Source organism: Variovorax sp. DAIF25, from assembly GCF_050711835.1.
GTDB lineage: Bacteria > Pseudomonadota > Gammaproteobacteria > Burkholderiales > Burkholderiaceae_C > Variovorax.
Genome location: NZ_CP136637.1, coordinates 1185554 through 1205580 on the forward strand (window position 1 = coordinate 1185554; position 20027 = coordinate 1205580).

15 protein-coding genes are annotated in these 20027 nt (G+C 69.1%); 8 read left to right on the forward strand and 7 right to left on the reverse strand.

What is annotated here, in order from left to right; all coding sequences use genetic code 11:
• The first annotated feature begins 111 nt into the window (after positions 1-111).
• From R0232_RS39715 to R0232_RS39750, 8 genes are all read left to right on the forward strand, one after another.
• Complete coding sequence (locus R0232_RS39715; RefSeq protein ID WP_431514614.1) at positions 112-3006, forward strand: ATP-binding protein; 2895 nt, start codon at positions 112-114, stop codon at positions 3004-3006.
• A gap of 177 nt (positions 3007-3183) precedes the next feature.
• Positions 3184-4131, forward strand: a complete 948-nt coding sequence (locus R0232_RS39720) for an amidohydrolase family protein (protein WP_431514615.1) — start codon at positions 3184-3186, stop codon at positions 4129-4131.
• A 110-nt stretch (positions 4132-4241) separates the two neighbouring features.
• Positions 4242-7202, forward strand: a complete 2961-nt coding sequence (locus R0232_RS39725; RefSeq protein ID WP_431514616.1) for a type VI secretion system Vgr family protein — start codon at positions 4242-4244, stop codon at positions 7200-7202.
• Positions 7203-7207: 5 nt separating this feature from the next.
• Positions 7208-9808 carry a DUF2169 family type VI secretion system accessory protein gene (locus R0232_RS39730; protein WP_431514617.1) on the forward strand — a complete coding sequence of 867 codons (2601 nt, stop codon included), beginning with the start codon at positions 7208-7210 and terminating at the stop codon, positions 9806-9808.
• Positions 9809-9816: 8 nt separating this feature from the next.
• Positions 9817-10866, forward strand: coding sequence for a pentapeptide repeat-containing protein (locus R0232_RS39735; protein WP_431514618.1), 1050 nt, complete (start codon positions 9817-9819; stop codon positions 10864-10866).
• A 5-nt stretch (positions 10867-10871) separates the two neighbouring features.
• The gene (locus tag R0232_RS39740) at positions 10872-11552 is read left to right on the forward strand and encodes a DUF3540 domain-containing protein (protein ID WP_431514619.1); all 681 of its coding nucleotides are present in this window, start codon (positions 10872-10874) and stop codon (positions 11550-11552) included.
• A gap of 4 nt (positions 11553-11556) precedes the next feature.
• Positions 11557-11952, forward strand: a complete 396-nt coding sequence (locus tag R0232_RS39745; RefSeq protein ID WP_398491755.1) for a DUF4150 domain-containing protein — start codon at positions 11557-11559, stop codon at positions 11950-11952.
• Positions 11953-12060: 108 nt separating this feature from the next.
• Entirely contained in the window at positions 12061-13011 is a 951-nt protein-coding gene (locus R0232_RS39750) for an AraC family transcriptional regulator (RefSeq protein ID WP_431514620.1), read from the forward strand.
• Positions 13012-13026: 15 nt separating this feature from the next.
• Here the strand turns inward: R0232_RS39750 and R0232_RS39755 are convergent, their stop codons facing one another.
• From R0232_RS39755 to R0232_RS39785, 7 genes are read right to left on the reverse strand one after another with little or no spacing between them, the layout of a single operon-like run.
• Positions 13027-14157 (reverse strand): SMP-30/gluconolactonase/LRE family protein, encoded by a 1131-nt coding sequence (locus tag R0232_RS39755; protein ID WP_431514621.1) that lies wholly within the window; start codon positions 14155-14157, stop codon positions 13027-13029.
• A 36-nt stretch (positions 14158-14193) separates the two neighbouring features.
• Positions 14194-15084, reverse strand: coding sequence for an alpha/beta fold hydrolase (locus tag R0232_RS39760; protein WP_431514622.1), 891 nt, complete (start codon positions 15082-15084; stop codon positions 14194-14196).
• Positions 15081-15896 (reverse strand): shikimate dehydrogenase family protein, encoded by an 816-nt coding sequence (locus R0232_RS39765; RefSeq protein ID WP_431514623.1) that lies wholly within the window; start codon positions 15894-15896, stop codon positions 15081-15083. The genes R0232_RS39760 and R0232_RS39765 overlap by 4 nt, the downstream gene beginning before the upstream one ends.
• Complete coding sequence (locus tag R0232_RS39770) at positions 15889-16707, reverse strand: sugar phosphate isomerase/epimerase family protein (protein ID WP_431514624.1); 819 nt, start codon at positions 16705-16707, stop codon at positions 15889-15891. Before R0232_RS39770 ends, R0232_RS39765 begins: the two co-directional genes overlap by 8 nt.
• Positions 16704-18146 (reverse strand): FAD-dependent oxidoreductase, encoded by a 1443-nt coding sequence (locus tag R0232_RS39775; protein ID WP_431514625.1) that lies wholly within the window; start codon positions 18144-18146, stop codon positions 16704-16706. The genes R0232_RS39770 and R0232_RS39775 overlap by 4 nt, the downstream gene beginning before the upstream one ends.
• 14 nt (positions 18147-18160) lie before the next feature.
• Positions 18161-18988 (reverse strand): alpha/beta fold hydrolase, encoded by an 828-nt coding sequence (locus R0232_RS39780; RefSeq protein WP_431514626.1) that lies wholly within the window; start codon positions 18986-18988, stop codon positions 18161-18163.
• Positions 18989-18998: 10 nt separating this feature from the next.
• Positions 18999-20006, reverse strand: a complete 1008-nt coding sequence (locus tag R0232_RS39785; RefSeq protein WP_431514627.1) for a Bug family tripartite tricarboxylate transporter substrate binding protein — start codon at positions 20004-20006, stop codon at positions 18999-19001.
• Positions 20007-20027: the final 21 nt, after the last annotated feature.

The window sequence follows — 20027 nt, forward strand, 5'->3', positions numbered from 1 at the left end:
TTCACCCCGACGGCATCGGTACATCCCACCCAGCGAGCCCCTGCCCCATGACAATCGCCCGATGCGCATCGCCCCGCCGCCTCGCAACCGACGCTCCGCGATGAACCGATGGTGAGTGCCCCGCTTCCGCCCCTGCGCTTCGGTCCCTTCGTGCTCGACGCGGCCGCCGGCCGCCTGCTGCGCGACGACGCGCCCGTCGCGCTGCAACCCAAGGTCTTCGCGCTGCTCTGCGCGCTCGCGGGCCACCCCGGCCGGCTGATCGCCAAGGCCACGCTGTTGCAACAGGTCTGGCCCGCGCAGGTGGTCAGCGACGCCGTCGTGAAGACCGCGATCAACCAGCTGCGCATCGCGCTCGGCGACGATCCCTCGCAGCCGCGCTACGTCGAGACCGTGCCGCGCCGCGGCTACCGCTTCATCGCCGGCATCGAAGGCGCCACGGCGGCGCCGCCCGCCTGGGTGCAGCCGGCCGGCGACCGGCTGGTCGGTCGCCAGGCCGCGCTCGATGCGCTCCATGCGGCCTGGCAGCAGGCGCGCGAAGGCACGGCGCAGCTGGTGTTCGTGATCGGCGAGGCCGGCATCGGCAAGACCACGCTGATCGACCACTTCGCGCGGCATGCGGGCGCGGCGCTGGTGGCACGCGGCCAGTGCGTCGAGCAGGGCGGCCAGGACGAGCCGCACATGCCGATCCTCGAGGCGCTCAATGGCCTGTGCCGCAACCATCCCGGTGCGGTGCCGCAAATACGGCGCATCGCGCCCACCTGGCTGGCCCAGATGCCCTGGCATGCGAGCGAGGCCGAGCGCCTCGCGCTGCGGCAGGAGATCGACGGCGTGGGTCCGGGGCGCGTTCTGCGCGAGTTCCGCGAGATGCTGGACCGGCTTGCCGAGCCCCAGCCCATCCTCCTGGTCCTCGAGGACCTGCAGTGGAGCGACCTGCCCTCGCTGCAACTGATCGAGCACCTGGCCAGCCGGCGCGAACGCGCGCGCTGGATGCTGGTGGCGAGCCTGCGCCCCGCCGATGCGCAGGGCCGGCCGACCGCCGTGGCCGACCTGCATGCGCGGCTGCGGCTGCGCGGCCTGGCGCGCGGCCTCGAACTGGCGGCGTTCTCCGCGGGCGAAGTGGCCGAGTACCTCGCGGGCCGCTATGCCCGGCAGCCCCCATCGACCCACCTGGCGCAGCGGCTGCATGCGCAGACCGGCGGCCTGCCGCTGTACCTCGCGACCTGGCTCGATGCCACCGACCGCGAGCACGCGGACACGCAAGACGGCCCGGACGGGCCTCCGCCCGACGCCTTCGCCGAGCCGCCGGCACGACTGGCGCACGGGCTTGCGCACCTGATCGAGCGGCAGCTCGAACTGCTCGAGCCCGAGGACCAGTCGCTGCTCGAGGCGGCCTCGGTGCTCGGCGTGGAGTTCTGGAGCCAGCCGCTGGCCTCGATGCTCGAACGCTCGCGGCTGTCGGTGCGCGCGCAGATCGACCGGCTCGCCAGGCAGGGCCAGTGGCTGGTGCCGCTCGCGGTCGAGCGGCTGGCCGACGACAGCTTCGACGCCCGCCATGCCTTTCGCCATGCGCTGCATCGCCACGTGCTCTATCAGCGCCTGGGCGCGGCGCGGCGCGCCGAACTGCACCGCCGCGCGGCGCAGGGCCTCGAGGCCATGGCGCCGCTCGGCCTGCCGGTGGCGGCCGCGGAACTGGCCGAGCACCACGAGCGCAGCCACGACGCGACCGCCGCGATCCGCCACAGCGCGGAGGCGACGCGGCTCGCGGTCGCGCGCTTCGCGCCGCAGGAAGCGGTGCGGCTCGCGCGCCGGGCGCTGGCGCTGCTCGGCCGCAGCGATGCGTTGCCGCGGCCCGAGCGCGATGCGCTCGAACTCGGGCTGCATGCCCACCAGGCCGTGGCCTTCGCGCAGTACCTGGGCTTCGCGGCACCCGAGCGCGAGGTCTCGCTGGCCCGCGCGCTCGAGCTCTGCGAGCGCCGGCCGGCGGCCGCCGCGCATGGCTGGATCCATGGCGGCCTCGGATGGATCCACATGGCGCGCGCCGACTACCGGCAGGCGCTGCGGATGGCCGAGCGCGTCGAGACCCTGGGCCGGCGCTTCGACGATCCCGCGGTGGTGGTCTGCGCCATGAACCTGCGCGGCACCACGCTGTCGTTCCAGGGCGACTACGCGGCGGCGGCGAACTGCATGCGCGAAGGGCTCGCGATCTGCGCGCGCGACGAGGCGCGCATCGCGGGCGCGCCGTTCCCGATCGACCCGGTGGTGTCGATGCTCGCCAATTCCGCGCTGCCGCTGGTGATGGTCGGCGAGATCGACATCGCCTTGCAGCATCTCGCGCGGGCACGCGAACGCGCCCTGCGGCTCGGCGCGCCGATGGCCAGCATGCTGGCCGCCTGGGGCGCATCGACCGCGGGCGCCGCGCTCGGCGAAGCCGCGCTGGTGGCCGAGGTGCTGCCCACCCTGCAGGCCGCGGCCGGTGCCGACGACATCGGCCAGGCCGAGGGCCCGGCCCTGTGGTTCGACGGCTGGATCGCCGGACACGGGCCGCGCCGGCCCGCGCAGAGCGCGACGCAGCGCATCCGCGCGGCGCTCGAGCGGCACCGCCAGCGCGGCATGTTCGCCGGCGCGAGCCAGGTCCATCTGTACGCGGCCGAGGTGGCGCTGCGCGCCGGCCAGTTCGACGAGGCCCGCGCCGAGATCGACGCCGGGCTGCACAGCGCCGAGCAGTTCGGCGAAGCCGGCCACCTCAGCGACATCCACCGGCTCGATGCCCGCTGGCACGCCGCGCAGCACGACGATGCCGAATCGCGGCGCGCGCTCGAGCGCGCGTTGCACCACGGCACGGAACAGCAATCGGCCTGGGCCGCGCTCGCGGCGTGGATCGAGCTCTGCGAACGGCCCGATGCCCGCGAGGCGGAGCGCGCGGGACTGTCGCGGGCGCTCGCGCAGGTGCGTGGCGGCGAGAGCCTCGCGCGCGTGCAGCGCGCCAAGTCCCTGTTGCAGCGCTGAAGGACTTTCCCCCTCCCCCTCTGGGGGAGGGCCGGGGTGGGGGCACGCAGCGTCTCCACGACCACCCCCTATCTCTTTCGACAGACGCTTACCAATCGCTGACCGTCTTTCCTTTCGCCCGCGTTTAACGTGCATCTCCCCCGGGGCGAAGGCCCTCCCGCCGCACGAGGACACGCCATGCACTGGACCGATCGACGACGACTGCACCGCCTGGCGCGCGCGCTCTGCCTGCGTGCGGGCCTGCTGTGGGCCGCGGCCCTGCCGGCCTGGTCGCAGACCGCGCCGCTGCCCGATGCGCGCTCCGCCGCGCCGATGATCCCCTTCGCCGACGCGCACGTGCATCTCAATGACCTCGCGATGCAGCTCGCGTTGATGGACCGCTGGGGCGCGACGCATGCCGTGGTGTTCTGGGGCGGGCGCAGCAGCAACGATTCGGTGGCCGAGGCCGCGAAGCGCCATCCCGACCGGCTGATTCCCTTCGCCTCGATCTCGCCCGAGCGCAGCATCTACCGCCCGGGCTGGAGCGCCGACGATCCGGCCCTGCTCGCGCAGCTCGACGCGCTGCTGGCCACCGGGCTCTACAAGGGCATCGGCGAGATCTCGGCCGCGCATTTCCCGGCATCGGGCTTCGCTGAGACCGACTACAGCCCGACCGGCGCGACCATGACCGGCATCATGACGCTCGCGCGCAAGTACCGGCTGCCGGTGATGGTGCATGTGGAATCCACGCGCATGGCCGAGCTGCAACAGATGCTCGAGCGCTTTCCCGACGTGCCGGTGATCTGGGCCCATGGCGGCTACACGCCGCTGTTCCTCGCGCGGCGGCTGCTCGATCGGCATCCGAACCTGCACTACGAACTCAGCGCGCGCACCTGGCCGCGCCATCCGCGCTCGCCCGACTACACCGTGCTGCGCGACGGCCAGAACGTCTGGCCCGAATGGCTCGCGCTGATCGAGGCGCAGCCCCATCGCTTCCTGATCGGCACCGACGCAAGCCACCGCTCGGCCGACGCCGAGGCCATGAAGTTCGCGAGCGTGCAGAACTTCCTGGGCCAGCTCGCTCCCGAGGCGCGAGAACTGGTGGCGCGCGGCAATCTCCTGCGGCTCGTGGGGATGAAACCTTGAAGCGAACGGCTGCGGCCGAGGAATTCGCGGCCATTGCAGGACGCGCGGCCATCCATTCGAGCGGAACGACCATCGCGCCGCGCCCGCCGATTTCGAACAATCGATGACCCATGCACACGCACGACATCCGCATCGACACCGACTCCCCCGTCGCCAACGACCTCATGTTCTGGAGCCTCATCGGCCACGAGGGCCTGTCGCGCGCGGCGGTCTACGAGCTCACGGTGCTGTCGAAGAACGGGCATGTGCAACCCAAGGACATCCTGGGCCGCGCCTTCGACATCGGCATCGACTTCATCGATGCCCATGAACTCCCGCACACCCGCCACTGCCACGGGCATGCCGTGCGCTTCCTGCGCGAAGGCCGCACCGGGCGCTACCACCGCTACCGCATCACGCTGCGCTCCTGGTTCTGGCTGCTGACCAAGCGGCGCAACTCGCGCATCTTCCAGGACAAGCCGGTGCTCGATGTGCTCGACGGCGTGTTCGAGGACAGCCCGGCACGGCGCATCCGCAAGACCAACGCCGACGGCGTGATCGGCGCGCACGAACCGCATCGCTACTGCGTGCAGTTCCAGGAGAGCGATCACGATTTCCTCTCGCGGCTGCTCGAGGCCGAAGGCATCTACTACTGGTTCGACGCGCACGACGAGCCGGGCCGGCTGCAGCTCGCCGACACCAGCTTCGTCGCGCACAAGCGCCTGCCGGCCACGCCGGTGCTGCACTACACCGACGTCGCGGGCGAAGCGCGCTTCAACGAGATCACGCGCTGGATTTCCACGCAGCGGCTGGAAACCGGCAAGCACGCGGCACGCGACAGCGACTTCAAGGCCATCCGCAAGAACATCGGCGCCACCATCGACGCCGCCGACGAGCACGAGCTCGCCGAGTTCGAGGACTTCGAATACCCGGGCGACTACTTCAGCGTCGAGCACGCCGAGGCCACGGCCAGGATCCGCGGCGAGGAACTGATCGCGCGCCGTGACCGCCACTGGGCCGTGACGACCTGGCCCGACGTGGGCGTGGGCCGCAGCTTCGTGCTCGAGGGCGACGCGCCCGAGCTGGCGCGCGGCGAACACCTGATCGGCGCCTGCAGCTTCGTCATCACCCATCCGGGCTATGAAGGCGCCGACGACGAGCGCACGCGCAAATGGCATGCCGAGCGGCTGTGCGGCCTGATCGCGGGCGATGCGGTCAACGACGGCGCGGACGGGGTGCTCGACGAGCTGATCCGCACCGAGCGCACGCTGCACGACGCCCAGCGCGGCGTCTGCGTGTTCTTCCTCACCGTGCTGCCGATGCAGCTGCCGTTCCGCCCCCCGCGCCTCACGCCGCGCGTGACCATGCCCGGTCCGCAGACCGCGATCGTGGTCGGCCCCGCAGGCGACGAGCTGCACGTGGACGAACACGGCCGCGTGAAGGTGCACTTCCACTGGGACCGCTACGACGAGAGCAACGAGAAGTCCACCTGCTGGGTGCGCGTGTCGCAACCCTGGGCCGGCAAGGGCTGGGGCGGCTACTTCGCGCCGCGCATCGGGCAGGAGGTGATCGTCGACTTCCTCAACGGCGACCCCGACCGGCCCGTGATCGTGGGACGGGTCTACAACGACGACCAGCCCATCCCCTACAAGTCGCCCACGCAGAGCGGCTTCCGCACGCGCTCCACGCCCGGGGGCGATGCGAGCAACTACAACGAGATCCAGTTCGAGGATCGCAAGGGGGAGGAGCTGTTGTCGGTGCATGCGGAGCGGGACATGCGGCGGGTGGTGGAGCGCGACGATGCGACCTACGTCGGCCGCGACCAGACCCTGACCGTCGACCACGACCAGACGCAGCAGGTGGGCCACGACCGCATGGTGCACGTTGCGAACAACGACCGCTCGATCGTCGACGGCATGCAGAAGCAGACGATAAAGAAGGACCAGCTGCACCACGTGGTGGGCAAGCAGGATGCCTTCGTGGACGCCGACCGCAATCTCACGGTGCAGAAGAATTCGAAGGTCGACGTCGGCGGGCAACGCGTGGACATCACGCGGGCCGACGAGACGCGCGACGTGCTCGGGAACAAGACGGTCACCGTCGGCGGGGACTACTCGTTCAAGGCGCGGAACATTCGCTTCGAGGCTGCGCATTACGACTTCGTCGTGACGGGCGCGAACTCGACGGTGGTCACCAGTCCGAAGGGCCCCTACTCCATCCTTGCCAACGAGGTGAAGGTCATCAGCAATACGAATGTCAGCACCTTTGCGGTGGGGGACATCAACGAGACCTCGATCGGGTCGAATCAGACGGTGATCGGATCGAATTCCAGCGGCTACATCGGTTCGAACAGTGAAGCGAACATGGGTATCGCGCGAACCTCCTTCGGTGGGCTCAGCCTTGAAACGGCGATGGGGATCAGCATCTCGAACTTCCTCGGGTTGCAGATCGAGAACGCGGCCGCCTTGCGGCTTGAAACGGTCGCAGGCATCGGTATCGAGATCGGCAAGATCAAGATGCTCCATACAGGTCTGTTCAACATTGCCCCCGTGAAGGACAGCAACGCGGGCGGCTCCCCCCCTTCCGTTGCCTCCAAGGAGGCCAGTGAATGGGCCATGCTCATGACGGCCAGCGGCGCCTTGAGCGGACTCGGCTACTACTATGCCGACAAAGCGGAGACCCTAAGGCAATACAAGAATGCCGTCGCCGAGATGCGCAAAGCGTCCACGATGGCGTGGCAGGCAGAGCTCACGGGATTGGCTCATCGCATGGAGACCCTGGCAGACGCACTCGAGACGCGCTCAGCGAGTGGTTGGACCCGCTATGTTCCGGTTCTCGGAGAGCTTGCATCGGCTGCTGCGGATCCGGCATACGTGGGGTTGGCGGAGAAGTGGAAGGTCGAAGAGACAGATTCCATCAATGCGGACGACGCCGCACCCGATCATTTCCTGTACGGCGGCCTCGACAACCGCCACGAACACAACCACGAACGCCACGCGCGCAGAAACCCTCAGCAACCGCCTTCATCGCCCAAGCCACCACCGACACAGGACATGCCCCCTGGCCCTGACGAATCGCCACCCAAAGGCTGAAGCAGATGCAAGTCGTCAAACCCGGCCAGATCAGTCTGACCGCTCGTCCCTTCACGTTTCGCAAGCGTCACGGGATGTCCATCAGTGCCATGCTCCACGTCCCCTTCGATCAAGGCGAGCAAGGGCGTCTCTGGGGCGAACAGTCCATGTGGAATTTCCTCGCGGGCGAAACGGAATCACCACTGATCGACGAAGGCATCGCCAAGCTGACGCCCGAATTTCTGGTGCACGGTCATGTCTATCCTTCCGGCGATGGCAGTCACGCACGCGCCGTACGCGCACGACTCGGTGGGAAGGAGAAGATTCTGCTGGCCTTCGGTGACCGGCACTGGGCGGGCAGCACCCCGACCACGCCCCAAGCCTTTGACAAGCTGCCCCTTTCGTGGCGAAGAGCCTTTGGAGGCACGGGGTTCATGGCCAACCCCTGCGGTATCGGCGCACAGGAACTGGACGGCGTGCATCGCCTTCCGAACATCGAGAGTCCCAACGATCGCCTGGTCTCGCCGCGACAGCAGACAGAGCCCGCGGGCTTCTCCGCATTGGACTCTCAACATCCCGCACGGGCCGCACTGCGCGGAACCTACGACGACAGCTATCTGCGCGAACACGCGCCCGGCTTCGCTCCCGATATCGACTGGCACCATTTCAATGTCGCGCCGTCCGATCAGTGGCTGGAAGCGCCTTTGGCCGGAGACGAAGAGTTTTGCCTCGAAGGCATGCACCCCGCCAAGGAACGCATCGACGGCAAGCTGCCAGGATTGCGCGCACGCACATTCGCCCGCAAGCAACCCGTCGATGGCAGTGAAAACGAGTTCGTCGAGGTGCCGCTCCGGCTCACCACCGTCTGGTTCTTCCCGCACGCAGAACGCGCAATCCTGATCTTCCAGGGCATCACATCGGTGCGCGAAATCGACGGGACCGACATCGTGGAGTTGCTGGCCGCCGTGGAGCGCATCGGGAGCGAAAAGGACGATGCTCACTATCTCGACGTACTGAAAAAGCGCGCCGATCCCCAGATGGGTGCCATCCATGCCCTGAACGACGCGGACCTCCTCCCAGAGGACCTCGATCACTCGGACCCCGAATCCGAGGCGACGCAGGCCGTTCTTGCTGGTGATGGCATGCGAGCGGAAGTCGAACGGAGGCGATCAAGCATCGACTTCGAGCTGGCTCGCGCGGAGCTTCGCAAGCTCGGAAAGGACCCCGACGAAATGGGCCTTCGCATGCCTGTCGAAGAGCCCGTTCCAACCGGAGCGAAGCTTGCCGGCTATGTCGAACGCAAGCTCGTCGAATCGCGCGAACAGCAGCTCGCGGCGCTCGAAGACATGCTTTCCTTGCTGGAACGCGCGCTGGAGCTGGAGAAAACCAAAGGCATCCCCATTTTTTCCGGCGGGCATCGCGGTCCTCCGCTGTACAACGCCACGCAGCATCTCGGTGAACTCCGGCAGATGTTTGCCGCCACCGGGAAACCGTTCGACGAAGCCGCGATTCTTCCGAATCTCCTCAGAAAGCAGGACGCGGAACGCCAGGGTTATCTGCAATCGGCCCATATGCAATCGCCCGCCGCACGCATGAATGGCGAAGACGCGCAACGATTGCGGGTGGAGATGGTTCGAGCACATACCCTGGGTCTACGGAACTTCATGCTCCATGATTTCACCGGTGCGAACTTCTCCGACATGGATCTGAGCGGCGTCGACTTCAGCGGGGCCCATCTGGAGAGCGCCGATTTTTCGCATTGCAACCTCTCTGGTTCAAATTTTTCCCGCGCAGTGCTGGCGCATGCCAAGCTGGACGGCGCCATCGCCATCGACGCGTCTTTTCGCGAGGCCAACCTCGGTCGGGCCGGCCTCCTCGGCACGGTGCTCGACCGTGCCGATCTTCAGGGAGCGATCCTGTCGCACTGCCGTTTCGAGCGCACCCATCTGCGAGGGGCGAGGCTCAAAGGCGCCCTCTGGATGGATACGGTATGGAATGCCGTCGATGGCCGCGAGGCTCACGCAGAAGGCCAGACCTTCTACAAGATGGACCTGCGCTCGCTGCGGCTGGAAGAAGCCGATCTCCGCGGTTGTTCCTTCATCGAATGCGATCTTTCAAATGCGCGAATCGGCGGTGCGAGGCTCGATGGAAGCTCCTTCATCGATTGCAACCTCGAAGGAGCCCAACTGGTGTCGGCACAAGCAACCAGCGCGTCTTTCGTGAGCACCACACGAATGGGCGGCATCAACCTGGCGCGGGCGGTTCTGCGCGATGCCAACCTCGCCGGCATGAATCTGGAGGGAGCATCTCTGGTCAGGACTGATTTGCGAGGCGCCAACCTTTCTGGCGCGCTGCTCACGGGTTGCGATGGTCGGGCTTCCGACGCGCGCGGCGCACTGATGACTCGTTCGGTGCTTCGAGGGGGAAACTGGCAGAGCGCGAATCTGCGTGACTGCATCCTTCAGAACGCGGATCTTCGAAATACCGATCTGCGCGACAGCAATCTCTTCGGTGCGGATCTCTCCAGCATCCTGATTGACGGATCCGTGCAACTGCAGGGCGCACTTCTGACACGTGCGAAGACCTGGCCGCGGCGCAAGGCGGCCGAAACGGGGGGCGGTCAATGAGCCCCGAGGTGCTCACGCTCGCAGCTTTGATGGGCGAAGTCATCTCGGAGCGGGATCTGCGCGGCAAGAGTTATGCAGGGGCATCGCTGGGGGCGATCATTTTCACGAAGACATGTCTTGCTCAGGTCGATCTTCGAAACGCAGACCTGCGCGAAGCCGTGTTCGATCAATGCGACTTGCGTGGTGCCTTGCTTTTCGACGCGCAACTTCGGGGCGCCGTTTTCGATCGATGTGTTCTGACACATGCGGATCTGCGACAGGCTTTTCTTCACCAAGCCAAGCTCTCGACTTGCGACTTGAGCCACGCCCAGTTCGCACGTGCCGTGATGTCGATGGCGACCCTGACGCGCTGCAATCTTTCCAGCGCCGTATTCCGCGACGCCAGTCTCGTCTCGTCCGTGATCAGCGAGTGTCGCCTGCACGACGTATCGCTCGATGGCGCCGATCTCGAGCACGCGAGCTTGCTGGAAAGCGACGTGGTGAACCCCACGTGGGAGGGGGCTCGCTTTCGCCATACCGTTTTCTTCAAATCAAGCTTGCCGGGTCAACGATTCTCCGGCCTGCGGCTCGAAGGTTGCCAGTTCGCCAACCTCGACCTTTCCGGATGTGACTTCTCCGAGGCAATGCTGACGCAATGCAACTTCCAGGGCTCGCAGATCGAGGACGTCCGTTTCCGTGGGATCCAGGCACCCATGAGCATCTTTTGCGGCGCACACGGGCAGGGCTGCGATTTCACTGGCGCCCAATTGCCGCAGAGCCTTTTCAGCGCCGCCAAGCTTTCTGGTTCGATCTTCGATGGTGCGAATCTCCGGCAGGTGCATTTCGCTCAAGCGGATATGCCAGGCGGCCGATGGATCGGAGCCGACCTCACCCATGCGGACCTGAGTCACGCGAATCTCGCACAAGGGGATTTCTCTCGCGCGGTGCTCCATCGCTGCGTTCTGCATCGCGCCCAGCTCGGCGGTGCGATCGGGGTCGACTACTCCCGGGCGATAGCGCCCGATGCAGATCTGGAGCGCGCCGACTCCTGGAGACCCACCCTGTTCACAGCAACTTGAACCCCATGACCATCGCCAATCGCTCCATCCCCATTTCCCATCGCTCTCGCCGGAGGCTCCGCGCAAGGGAATCGCATCGCACGACCGCTCATTGGAATATCGGCGTCATCGTTGATATGCGGGACGACCTTTTCACGGTCGTCGGCGAGCAAGGCTCACTGGAAGCTCGCGTCTCGTTCAGTTGTCTGGTCGTTCCAGCACTCGGCGACACCGTGTCCTGTCTCGACGCAGGTGCAAATGGCGCCTGGATCGGGTCGATCCTCGCTCGCCAGGCACGGACGGGTCATGCCACCGTGGCGCCCTTGCATCTCTCCACCGGTCCGGTGACCTGGAACGTCGAGGGCGGCCTCGCCATAGCCGTCAAAAGATTTTCTGTCGACGCCGAGGAATTCCACATGGCAACCCGCTCCATTGACGTCACTGCAGATCGGGCGCATGTCGTGGTCGAAGGGCTTCGTTTCATAGCGGGCGCCATCAAGCTCATCGCCTCCACGCTGTCGAGCGCAATGACGCGAGTGCAGCACTTCAGCGAGAGTCACACACGCTCGACGACAGGGCTCGATCGTGTGAGTGCTGGTCACGTCGAGGTCGAGGCCGAGACACTCATGCACCTGAAGTCGCAGCACACCATGGTGGACGGAAGCAAGCTGGTGAAGGCGCGCGGCGGCCAGATCCATTTCGGTTGATCGCATGTTCGCGAACTGCCAGTTGATGGGGACCGACATGGCCTTTCCGGACGTCTGCATGACGCCGGCCGCGCCCTCCCCGATCCCGGTGCCCTACACGGACATTGCCCTCGGACCCACCGCCATCCCGAACTGTCCGACGATCCTGATCATGGGTGGTCCGGCGCACAACCTCGCCACGACGATTCCGATGACCAACGGCGACAACCCCGGCGTCCTGCTCGGCGTAGCCTCCGGCACCGTGATGGGCCCGAGCCGGCACACGACCGGCGCCAACACCGTGCTGTTCAACGGCATGCCCGCCACCCGCCTCACCAGCACCACCATGCAGAACAGCACCAACGCCATGGGCGCGCGCATCGCGCCGAGCCAGACGCTGGTGCTGATCCTCGCACCCTAAGGCCTATCGCCAATGGCCAACGAGGCAAGGGGCACCCTAGGACCTCCGGCGGAGTGTCAAGCAGGCGTGCGATCACTAGCATCCGCTGTTTTCCGATTTCTTCCTCGCATGTCGAAGACCTTCAAGCGCGGGCGCCACCACGCAGCCCCGCACGAGACCGCACCCGACACCGAACGGCTCATCGCACGCCTCTGGTTCGAGCCGGTGCTGAGCTTCCAGTACCGCTGCGCGGCGAACGACGCGGTCGAGGTCCGCAGCCGCTCGCATGCGCCGCTGTACGTGTTCTGCGACGACGGCTGGCGCGTGCGGATGGCCGACGGGGTTCATCTCGCGAACAGGGGCGACATCCTGTTCCTGCCGCGTGGCGGGGTGCACCTGGTCTTTCGCGACGAACAGGTCGTGCCGCGCGGCATCGAGGACCTGGTGCGCGCGGGCTTTCGCAACCGCCACGGTGTCTATGCGGTGGGCTCCGAGCACGACGCACTCGTCGCGGGCAGCTTCTTCGAGACCAGCGCCCTGATGGAGCACCCGCTGATGGCGCTGCTGCCCGAGGTGGTGCACTGCAAGGCCGGCGAAGGCGCCGGGGATGCGCGCGTGGTCGACTGGGTGCGCTGGATTTCCGACCTCGATGCCGGCAATGCGATGGCGATGGGGCCTTCGATCAACGGCATCCTGCGCATGCTGCTGTCGCGCCACTTCGCCGACCCGGCCCATGCGGTGGGACTGGAAGCCGCGCCCGGACGCCGCGATCGCCAGCTCTCGACGGCCGTGCTCGCGATGCACGAGCATCCCGCGCGCAACTGGACCGTCGATGCGCTGGCGGCACTGTGCCACCTGAGCCGCAGCGCCTTCGCTTCGCGCTTCAGCCAGCAGTTCGGCCTGCCGCCGCTGCGCTACCTCTTCCACACGCGCATGCGCATCGCCGCGCGCCTGTTGAAGGAGCAGCGGCTCACGCTCGACCAGGTGGCGCAGCAGGTGGGCTACTCGAACGGGCTCGCGCTCTCGCGTTCCTTCAAGCGCGCCACCGGAATGCGGCCGCGCGGCCAGGCGCAGCCCTGACGAGAGCCCTCGACCTCAGGGCGCGGGTGCAGCTCCGCTCTTGCCCACGCGCAGCCGGTACACCTTGCCCACGCCCACGGTCGCCACGTAGAGCATGTTCGCCTCGGCGCCGCGGCCGAAGCCCACGTTCACCGGGCTCTCGCGGTTCGGCAGCACGAGCCGCGCCACGAGCTGGCCCGCGGGCGTGAGCACGTAGAGGCCCGGCCCGCCGGGCGAGGACGGCAGCGCGAGGTAGACGTTGCCCTCGGTGTCGGTGGCCATGCCGTCGACGCAGCCGGCCTTCTCGAGATCGAGCAGCACGCGCGGCGCACCGGGCTGGCCCGCGGCATCGAGCGCATAGGCCAGCAGGCCGCCCGAACCGGTGCGGTCGAGCGGGGCCGGGCCCTGCTCGCCGAGCGCGTTGCTGCCGGGGTCGCACAGGCCCGCATAGAGCGTGCGCCCGTCGGGCGAGAGCTCGACGCCGTTGACCTTGGCGTTGTCGCCGAGGATGCGGGCGATGGGCCACAGGCCCTTGGCACCGCTGCCCGCGGCCGGCGGGTCGAGCCGGTAGACGGCATGGATGCGCTGCTCGATGGTCTCGGGGCCGAACAGCCGCAGGTCGGAGAAATAGATGCGGCCCGCGCGGTCGATGGCCACGTCGTTGGGCGCATTGAGCTGCCGGTTGTCGTGGAAGTAGGCGACCACGCGGTAGTCGCCGCTGCGCAGATCGGTCACCGACACGCGGCGACCGCCGAAGTCGGCACCCTCGGCCGCCACCAGGCGGTCCTGCGCATCGATGGCCAGGCCCGCCGCCATGTTGCTGGGCTCGCGGAACACGCGCGGCCGGCCGCCCGGCGGAATCACCCAGATGCGGCCGCCCTGCACGCCCCTGGCATCGCTGCAGCCGACCGAGCGCGTGATCTCGGTGAAATAGACGCTGCCGTCCGACGCGGTGGCGATGCCCTCCATCACGCCGCAGCCGCCCGCATGCACGGTCTCGAACGCGGTCGATGGAAAGAACTCCTGCTGGCGAGTCAGCGCCGCGTCCTGCAGGCCGCTCAGGCGCACGGGTGGCTGGGGTTGCGCATGCGCTAGGGTGGACTGCAGCAGCGCCAGCGCGATGCACAGCGGCGCCAGCAGGTGCGAACGCAGGGTCCTGTCTCTCATGGTCTTCTTCTCCTTCGTGAATCCGGGTGCGGCCCTTCAGGCGTGGCGCCGCAGGAACGGCAGCACGTGTGCCAGCACCTCGTCGGGCGCCTCCTCGGCCATCAGGTGGCCGCAGTCGACGGTGCCGCCCTCCACGGTGTCGGCCCAGGTCTTCCAGACTTCGGCCGGGTCGGGCCGCGCGGTGTTCGACGCGCTCCACAGCACCTGCACCGGGCAGGCCAGGCGGCGGCCGGCCGCGAGGTCCTCGCGGTCGTGCTGCAGGTCGATCGAGGCGGCGGCGCGGTAGTCCTCGAGCATGGCGTGGCGCACCGATTCCTTCGCGAAGGCGCGGTGGTATTCGGCCAGCGCTTCGGGCGTGACGGCGTCGACCTTCTGCACCATGTTGCGCAGGGTCCAGTCGAGGTAATAGGCGGGATCGGCGCGCAGCATGCGCTCGGGCAGATCGAAGGGCTGCGCGAACAGGTACCAGTGGAAGGCCTTGAGCCCGAAGGCCATGCCGGCGCGCTTCCACATCTCCTCGGTGGGAATCACGGTGAGCGAGACCAAGCAGCGCACGGCCTCGGGCGCGTCGAGCGCGAGGCGGTAGCCCACGCGCGCGCCGCGGTCGTGGGCCATGACGGCGAAGCGTTCGAAGCCCAGCGCGCGCATCAGCGCGAGCTTGTCGGCGGCCAGCGTGCGCTTGCAGTGGTTGAGATGCAGCGGATCGCCGGCGGGCCCGGTGCTGTCGCCATAGCCGCGCAGGTCGGGCGCGACCACGGTGAAATGCCGTGCAAGCACGGGCGCGACGCGGTGCCAGGCCACATGCGTCTGCGGGTAGCCATGCAAGAGCAGTAGCGGTGGTCCGCTGCCGCCGACTTCGACGTGGATCCGCGCATCGCCGAGTTCGATGGAGCGCGCCTCGAAACCGGGGAAGAAAGGCGCGCTCATCGCAGCACCTCGGCGAAGAAGTCGGCCATGGCCTCGAGCTGCTCGTCCATCATGTGGCGGCCATGCACGATGCGCGCGCCCATGGATTCGGCGAGCGCGAGCAGCGCGGTGGTGGGCGGCTCCATGATCACGTCGGCCACCGTGTGGCCCGCGCGGATCGCCGAGGGCGCGATCGACAGCGGATCGTCCGCGCGCATGCCGGCGGGCGTGGCGTTGACGAGCAGGTCGCGCGGGCTCTCCCCATCCCATGCGCCGGCGTTGCAGCCCGATGCACGCAACCGCGCGACGAGATCGGCGCGCTTCGCATCATCGGCATCGCGGATGTCGATAGAGGCGGCACCCGCAGCGGCGAGCGCGAAGGCGATCGCATTGCCCGCGCCACCGGCGCCCGCGAGACCGACGCTGCGGCCCCGCACCTCGAAGCCATGGCGCACCAGGCCCGCGAGAAAGCCGGCGCCATCGAGCAGTTCGCCCTGCCAGCCCTGGCCATGGCGGCGCAGCACGTTCACGGCGCGGGCTTCGCGCGCCGCGCGCAGCAGTTCGATCGGCAATGCCGCCACCTGCTGCTTGTGCGGCACGGTGACGACGATGCCCGCGAGGTTGCGCACCGCATGCAGGCTCTGCAGCAGCGGCGCCACGTCGTCGGCGCGCACATGCAGCGGCACCAGCACGGCGTTGAGGCCACGCCGCTGCAGGCGCTGCGTCAGCGGCAGCGGCGCCTTCACCTGCGCGATCGGGTCGCCGATGATGCCGAGCACGGCGGTGCTGCCGTCGAGCTTGAGGCCGTTCCAGTCGAGGGTGTTGTCAGGCATGGGCGAAGCCGTTTCGTTGCAGGAATGACGTGGTGGCGCGATGGGCGGCCGCGGCGCGCGCCTGTGGATCCATGGTGGCCATGCGGATGGCGCTGGGTGCCTCGACCGACAGCAGCGCATCGCCGGCCAGGGGCGCGAGCAGCGCGGCCAGCGGCAGCGCGCCCTCGCCCGGGAACAGCCGGTGGGCCCGGCCCTCCTCGGCGGGCGAGAGGCCCGGGTGGCGCTGCGCGGGGGCGTCGTTGATCTGCATGAAGCTGTGGTCGATGCGCTCGGCATGCAGGTCCGACAGCTGGCAGCCGGCACGGCAGAAGTGCAAGGCGTCGACCACGATGCGCGCGTCTGAAATCGGCACCGCGGCCACCAGCCGCTGCGCATCGGCCAGGCTGCGCGCGGCGGTGTAGACCATGAACTCGACGCCGAGCGACAGCCCGTGCGGCCGCGCGCGTTCGGCCAGCGCGGCGATGCCGTCGGCGGCGCGCGCGAGGTCGGCATCGTCGACATTGACCATGAGGCAGCGCGCGCCCAATGCCTGCGCCGACTCGAGCACGCCGGCCAGTGCCGCGGCATCGAAGCCCGGCTTGATGCGCGCGATCTCGATGTCGTGCACCGCCATGCCCAGGTCGCTCAGCCGCGCCAGCGTTTCGCGCAGCATCGCGCCACCCACGGCCATCGGGAACGGCGCCTCGCCGAGGCGCGCGGGCAGCAAGCGGATGCCGACACCCGCGAAGCCCGCCGCATGCGCGGCCTCGACCAGCCGCGGCGGCGCCGCATCGAGCATGCCGAGATGGGCCAGTGCGAGCCGGAAGCTCATGCGGTCGCCTGCGCTTCCGCGGCCACCGGCGCGGCCTGGCGCAGCGGCACGCCCTGCGCCATCAACAGCGCCTGCAGCCGGCCCACGTCGACCTCGCGCGGCAGCACGCCCGCGTCGGCCGCCAGCGCGGCCGCGGTGCCGGCCGCCTGGCCCGTGAGCCAGCATTGCGGGATCTCGCGCATGAAGCCGTGCGAGTTGGTGTCGCACGAGATGTGCTTGCCCGCGGCGAGCACGCCGTCGAGCCGCTCGGGCACCAGCGCGCCGTAGGGCACCGAGATGTTCGGGAACTTCGGCGAGGGACTGGGGCTGATGCCGATCTCGTCGGCCTCGACCGCGCCCGCGTCCCAGTCCGCGCGCCGCACGCTCTTGACGCCCGCGAGCCGCCGGCCATGCCGGGTGCCGATCTGCGGCGCCATCAGCATCGGCCAGGCCTGCTCGAAGCCCGGCGCATGCGCGCGGTAGAAGGCCAGGTGTTCGGCCATGCTGCGGCGCGACTCCCATTCGACCTGCGTCATCTCGTCGACGTCGAGCGCGCTGAAGCCCGACTTGCGCGGACCGAGGAAGGTGGCGACGTCGTCGCGCCAGGAGACGATGGGCTTCTCGAAGCTGCCCAGCGTCTCGCGCCCCTGTGCCAGCAGCGCCGAGTAGGCCTGCGGCTGGTGCGCGCGGAAGTCGAGCCAGCGCCGCATGTCGACGCCCGCGAACAGCCACGAGGTGTTGATGCAGTGGTGGATGTCGTGCGCGTCGATGTCGGACGAGAAGGCCGCGCCCGCGGCGGCATAGAGATCGCCCTCGCCCGTGGTGTCGACCACCACGCGCGCGAGGATGGCGCGCCGTCCCTGCTTGCTCTCGAACACGGCGCCGGTCACGCGCCCGGCCTCGGCGATCGGCGCGACCATCCAGCCATGCAGGATCAGGTCGACGCCGGCCTCGCGCACCATCTGGTGATACACGCCCTTGAGCATCTCGGGATCGATGGTCGGCGAATGGGTCACCACGCCATGGAAGGCGGCGGTGCGCAGCGACCAGTGCTCGGCCTTGGCCGCGTCGCGCGAACCCCAGTCCTCGCGCGGCGGGCCCGCGACGGCCTCGCGACCCAGGCGGTCCATGAACTCGGCCGCCAGGCCCTGGATCACGTGCCGGCCCGACCAGTCGGTCATGCGGTCGATCCAGATCACGAGGCCGCCGGTCGACAGGCCGCCCAGGTGGTTGTAGCGCTCGAGCAGCACCGTGCGCGCACCGCTGCGCGCCGCGGCCACGGCCGCCGCCACGCCCGACGGGCCGCCGCCGAGCACCAGCACGTCGCAACGCTCGTGCACCGGCACCTGGCGCGCCGGTTCGGTGATGTGGCCGTGCGGCTGGCGCGTGCGGCGCTCGCCCTGGCGCGCATGCACATCGGAGCGGAAAAAATGGCGTTCTTCGGGGGTCAGGGTTCCCATCGCGAGGCTTTCATTCAGGAAGAGGAAGCGGCCGGGGCCGCGAGATCGGTCAGCAGTTCGGTCAGCGCGGCGGGCGCGGTGACCATGGCGTCGTGCCCGGTGGCCAGCGTGCGCAGTTGCCAGCCGGCATCGGCGCGCACGCGCGCCTTGGTGGGTTCGAGCGTGGCGATCGGGTCGCCCGTGCACTCGACGTAGGTCTTGGGCAGGCCGTTGCCCAGCGGCGCCTTCAGCAGCAGCGGCTGCAGGTAGGTGCCCACGGGCTGCGGCGTGAGGTGGCGCGCGACCCAGGCCGCGTCGGCCGGGTCCTTCACGCCGAAGGCCGCGGGCGGCAGCGCGGCGGCCGCGCCCACGCCGCCGCCCGTCTCGCGGATGGCCTTGAGGCGCTGCTCGACCACGGCCGGCGGGAAGTCCGAGAACAGGCTCTTGCCGGGCTCGAGCAGCAAGGCATCGAGGTAGACGAGCTGGCGCAGCCGCTGCGGCACGCGGTCGGCCACGCCGGAGATCACGATGCCCGCGTAGCTGTGGCCCACCAGCACCACGCGCTCGAGCTCCTCGAACTGCAGCAGGTTGACGATGTCCTCGACGTGGGTGTCGAGGTTGACCTGCGGCGAGATCAGGTGGCGTCGCTCGCCGAGGCCGGTGAGCGTGGGCGTGTACACCGCGTGGCCGCGTTCGCGCAGCCGTGCCGCCACGCGCGACCAGCACCAGCCGCCGTGCCAGGCGCCGTGCACGAGCACGAAGGTCGAGGGCTGTGCCGCGCGCGCCGGCTGCGCGAGGGCGGCCGATGCGAGCCCGGCGCCGGCGATGCCGGCCGCGCCCGAGAGGAGGTGTCGGCGTTTCATGCGCGGCCCCTCATTCGCTGCGCACGCCGGTGCGCTGGATCACGCCGCCCCACATCGCCGTGTCCCGGGCGATGGTGCGCGTGAGCGCCTCGGGCGCGGTGCCCAGCGCCTGCCAGCCCTGGTCGAACAGGCGCTGCCGCACCTCGGGCGCCTTCAGGATGCGCGCGATCTCTTCCGACAGCCGCTGCACCACCGGCGCCGGCAGGCTCGCGGGGCCGAAGATCGCGTTCCACGAGGCCACGTCGAAGGACTGGCCGGCCGCCAGCGCCGACTGCAGCGGCGGCAGGTCCGCGAAGGCCGGGAACGGCGCCGCGGTGCTGACGCCATAGAGCCGCAGCCGCCCGTTGCGCGCCTGCGGCACGGCGATCGACGGGATCATGAACGACAGGTCGATCTGCTGCCCCATCAGCGCGGTCGCCACCTGCGGGAAGCCCGGAAACGGCACGTGCACCGCCTGGATGCCGCTCAGCGTCTTGAGCAGTTCCATCGCCAGGTGCGAGCCCGAGCCCGGCCCGACCGAGCCGTAGCTGAGCCGGTCGCCGCGCGAGCGGGCATGGGCCAGCAGGCCGCGCAGGTCGGTGGCGGGCATGTCGGTGCTGCCGGCCAGCACGAAGGGGCTGCTGCCCACCAGCGAGATCGGCCGCAGGTCGCGCGCCACGTCGTAGGGCACGGCGGGGTTGAGCAGCTTGGCGGTGGTCAGCGGGCCGTTGCCGGTCAGGCCGATGGTGTGGCCGTCGGTGGCCCGGGCCACCGCGGTCACGCCGATGGTGCCGGCGGCGCCGACCTTGTTCTCGACGATCACCGCCTGGCCCAGCGCCTGCGCCAGCGGATCGGCGACGGTGCGCGCCAGGGCGTCGGGCGAGGAACCCGGCGGAAAGCCGACGACCAGGCGCACGGGCTTCTGCGGCCAGGGCGCCGCGGCCCGCGCCAGCCGCACCCAGGCGGGCACGACCGAGGCCACGAGCGCGCCCTGCAACAGGCGCCGCCGCGGCGGCGAGAAGGACGAGGGGTGAGGCATGGATGCGGTCTCCTGTTCGGG

Coding starts and splice junctions, on each gene's coding strand:
- R0232_RS39720 (WP_431514615.1), top strand. CDS start 3,184: ATGCACTGGACCGATCGACGACGACTGCACCGCCTGGCGCGCGCGCTC.
- R0232_RS39725 (WP_431514616.1), top strand. CDS start 4,242: ATGCACACGCACGACATCCGCATCGACACCGACTCCCCCGTCGCCAAC.
- R0232_RS39730 (WP_431514617.1), top strand. CDS start 7,208: ATGCAAGTCGTCAAACCCGGCCAGATCAGTCTGACCGCTCGTCCCTTC.
- R0232_RS39740 (WP_431514619.1), top strand. CDS start 10,872: ATGACCATCGCCAATCGCTCCATCCCCATTTCCCATCGCTCTCGCCGG.
- R0232_RS39745 (WP_398491755.1), top strand. CDS start 11,557: ATGTTCGCGAACTGCCAGTTGATGGGGACCGACATGGCCTTTCCGGAC.
- R0232_RS39750 (WP_431514620.1), top strand. CDS start 12,061: ATGTCGAAGACCTTCAAGCGCGGGCGCCACCACGCAGCCCCGCACGAG.
- R0232_RS39755 (WP_431514621.1), bottom strand. CDS start 14,157: ATGAGAGACAGGACCCTGCGTTCGCACCTGCTGGCGCCGCTGTGCATC.
- R0232_RS39760 (WP_431514622.1), bottom strand. CDS start 15,084: ATGAGCGCGCCTTTCTTCCCCGGTTTCGAGGCGCGCTCCATCGAACTC.
- R0232_RS39765 (WP_431514623.1), bottom strand. CDS start 15,896: ATGCCTGACAACACCCTCGACTGGAACGGCCTCAAGCTCGACGGCAGC.
- R0232_RS39770 (WP_431514624.1), bottom strand. CDS start 16,707: ATGAGCTTCCGGCTCGCACTGGCCCATCTCGGCATGCTCGATGCGGCG.
- R0232_RS39775 (WP_431514625.1), bottom strand. CDS start 18,146: ATGGGAACCCTGACCCCCGAAGAACGCCATTTTTTCCGCTCCGATGTG.
- R0232_RS39780 (WP_431514626.1), bottom strand. CDS start 18,988: ATGAAACGCCGACACCTCCTCTCGGGCGCGGCCGGCATCGCCGGCGCC.
- R0232_RS39785 (WP_431514627.1), bottom strand. CDS start 20,006: ATGCCTCACCCCTCGTCCTTCTCGCCGCCGCGGCGGCGCCTGTTGCAG.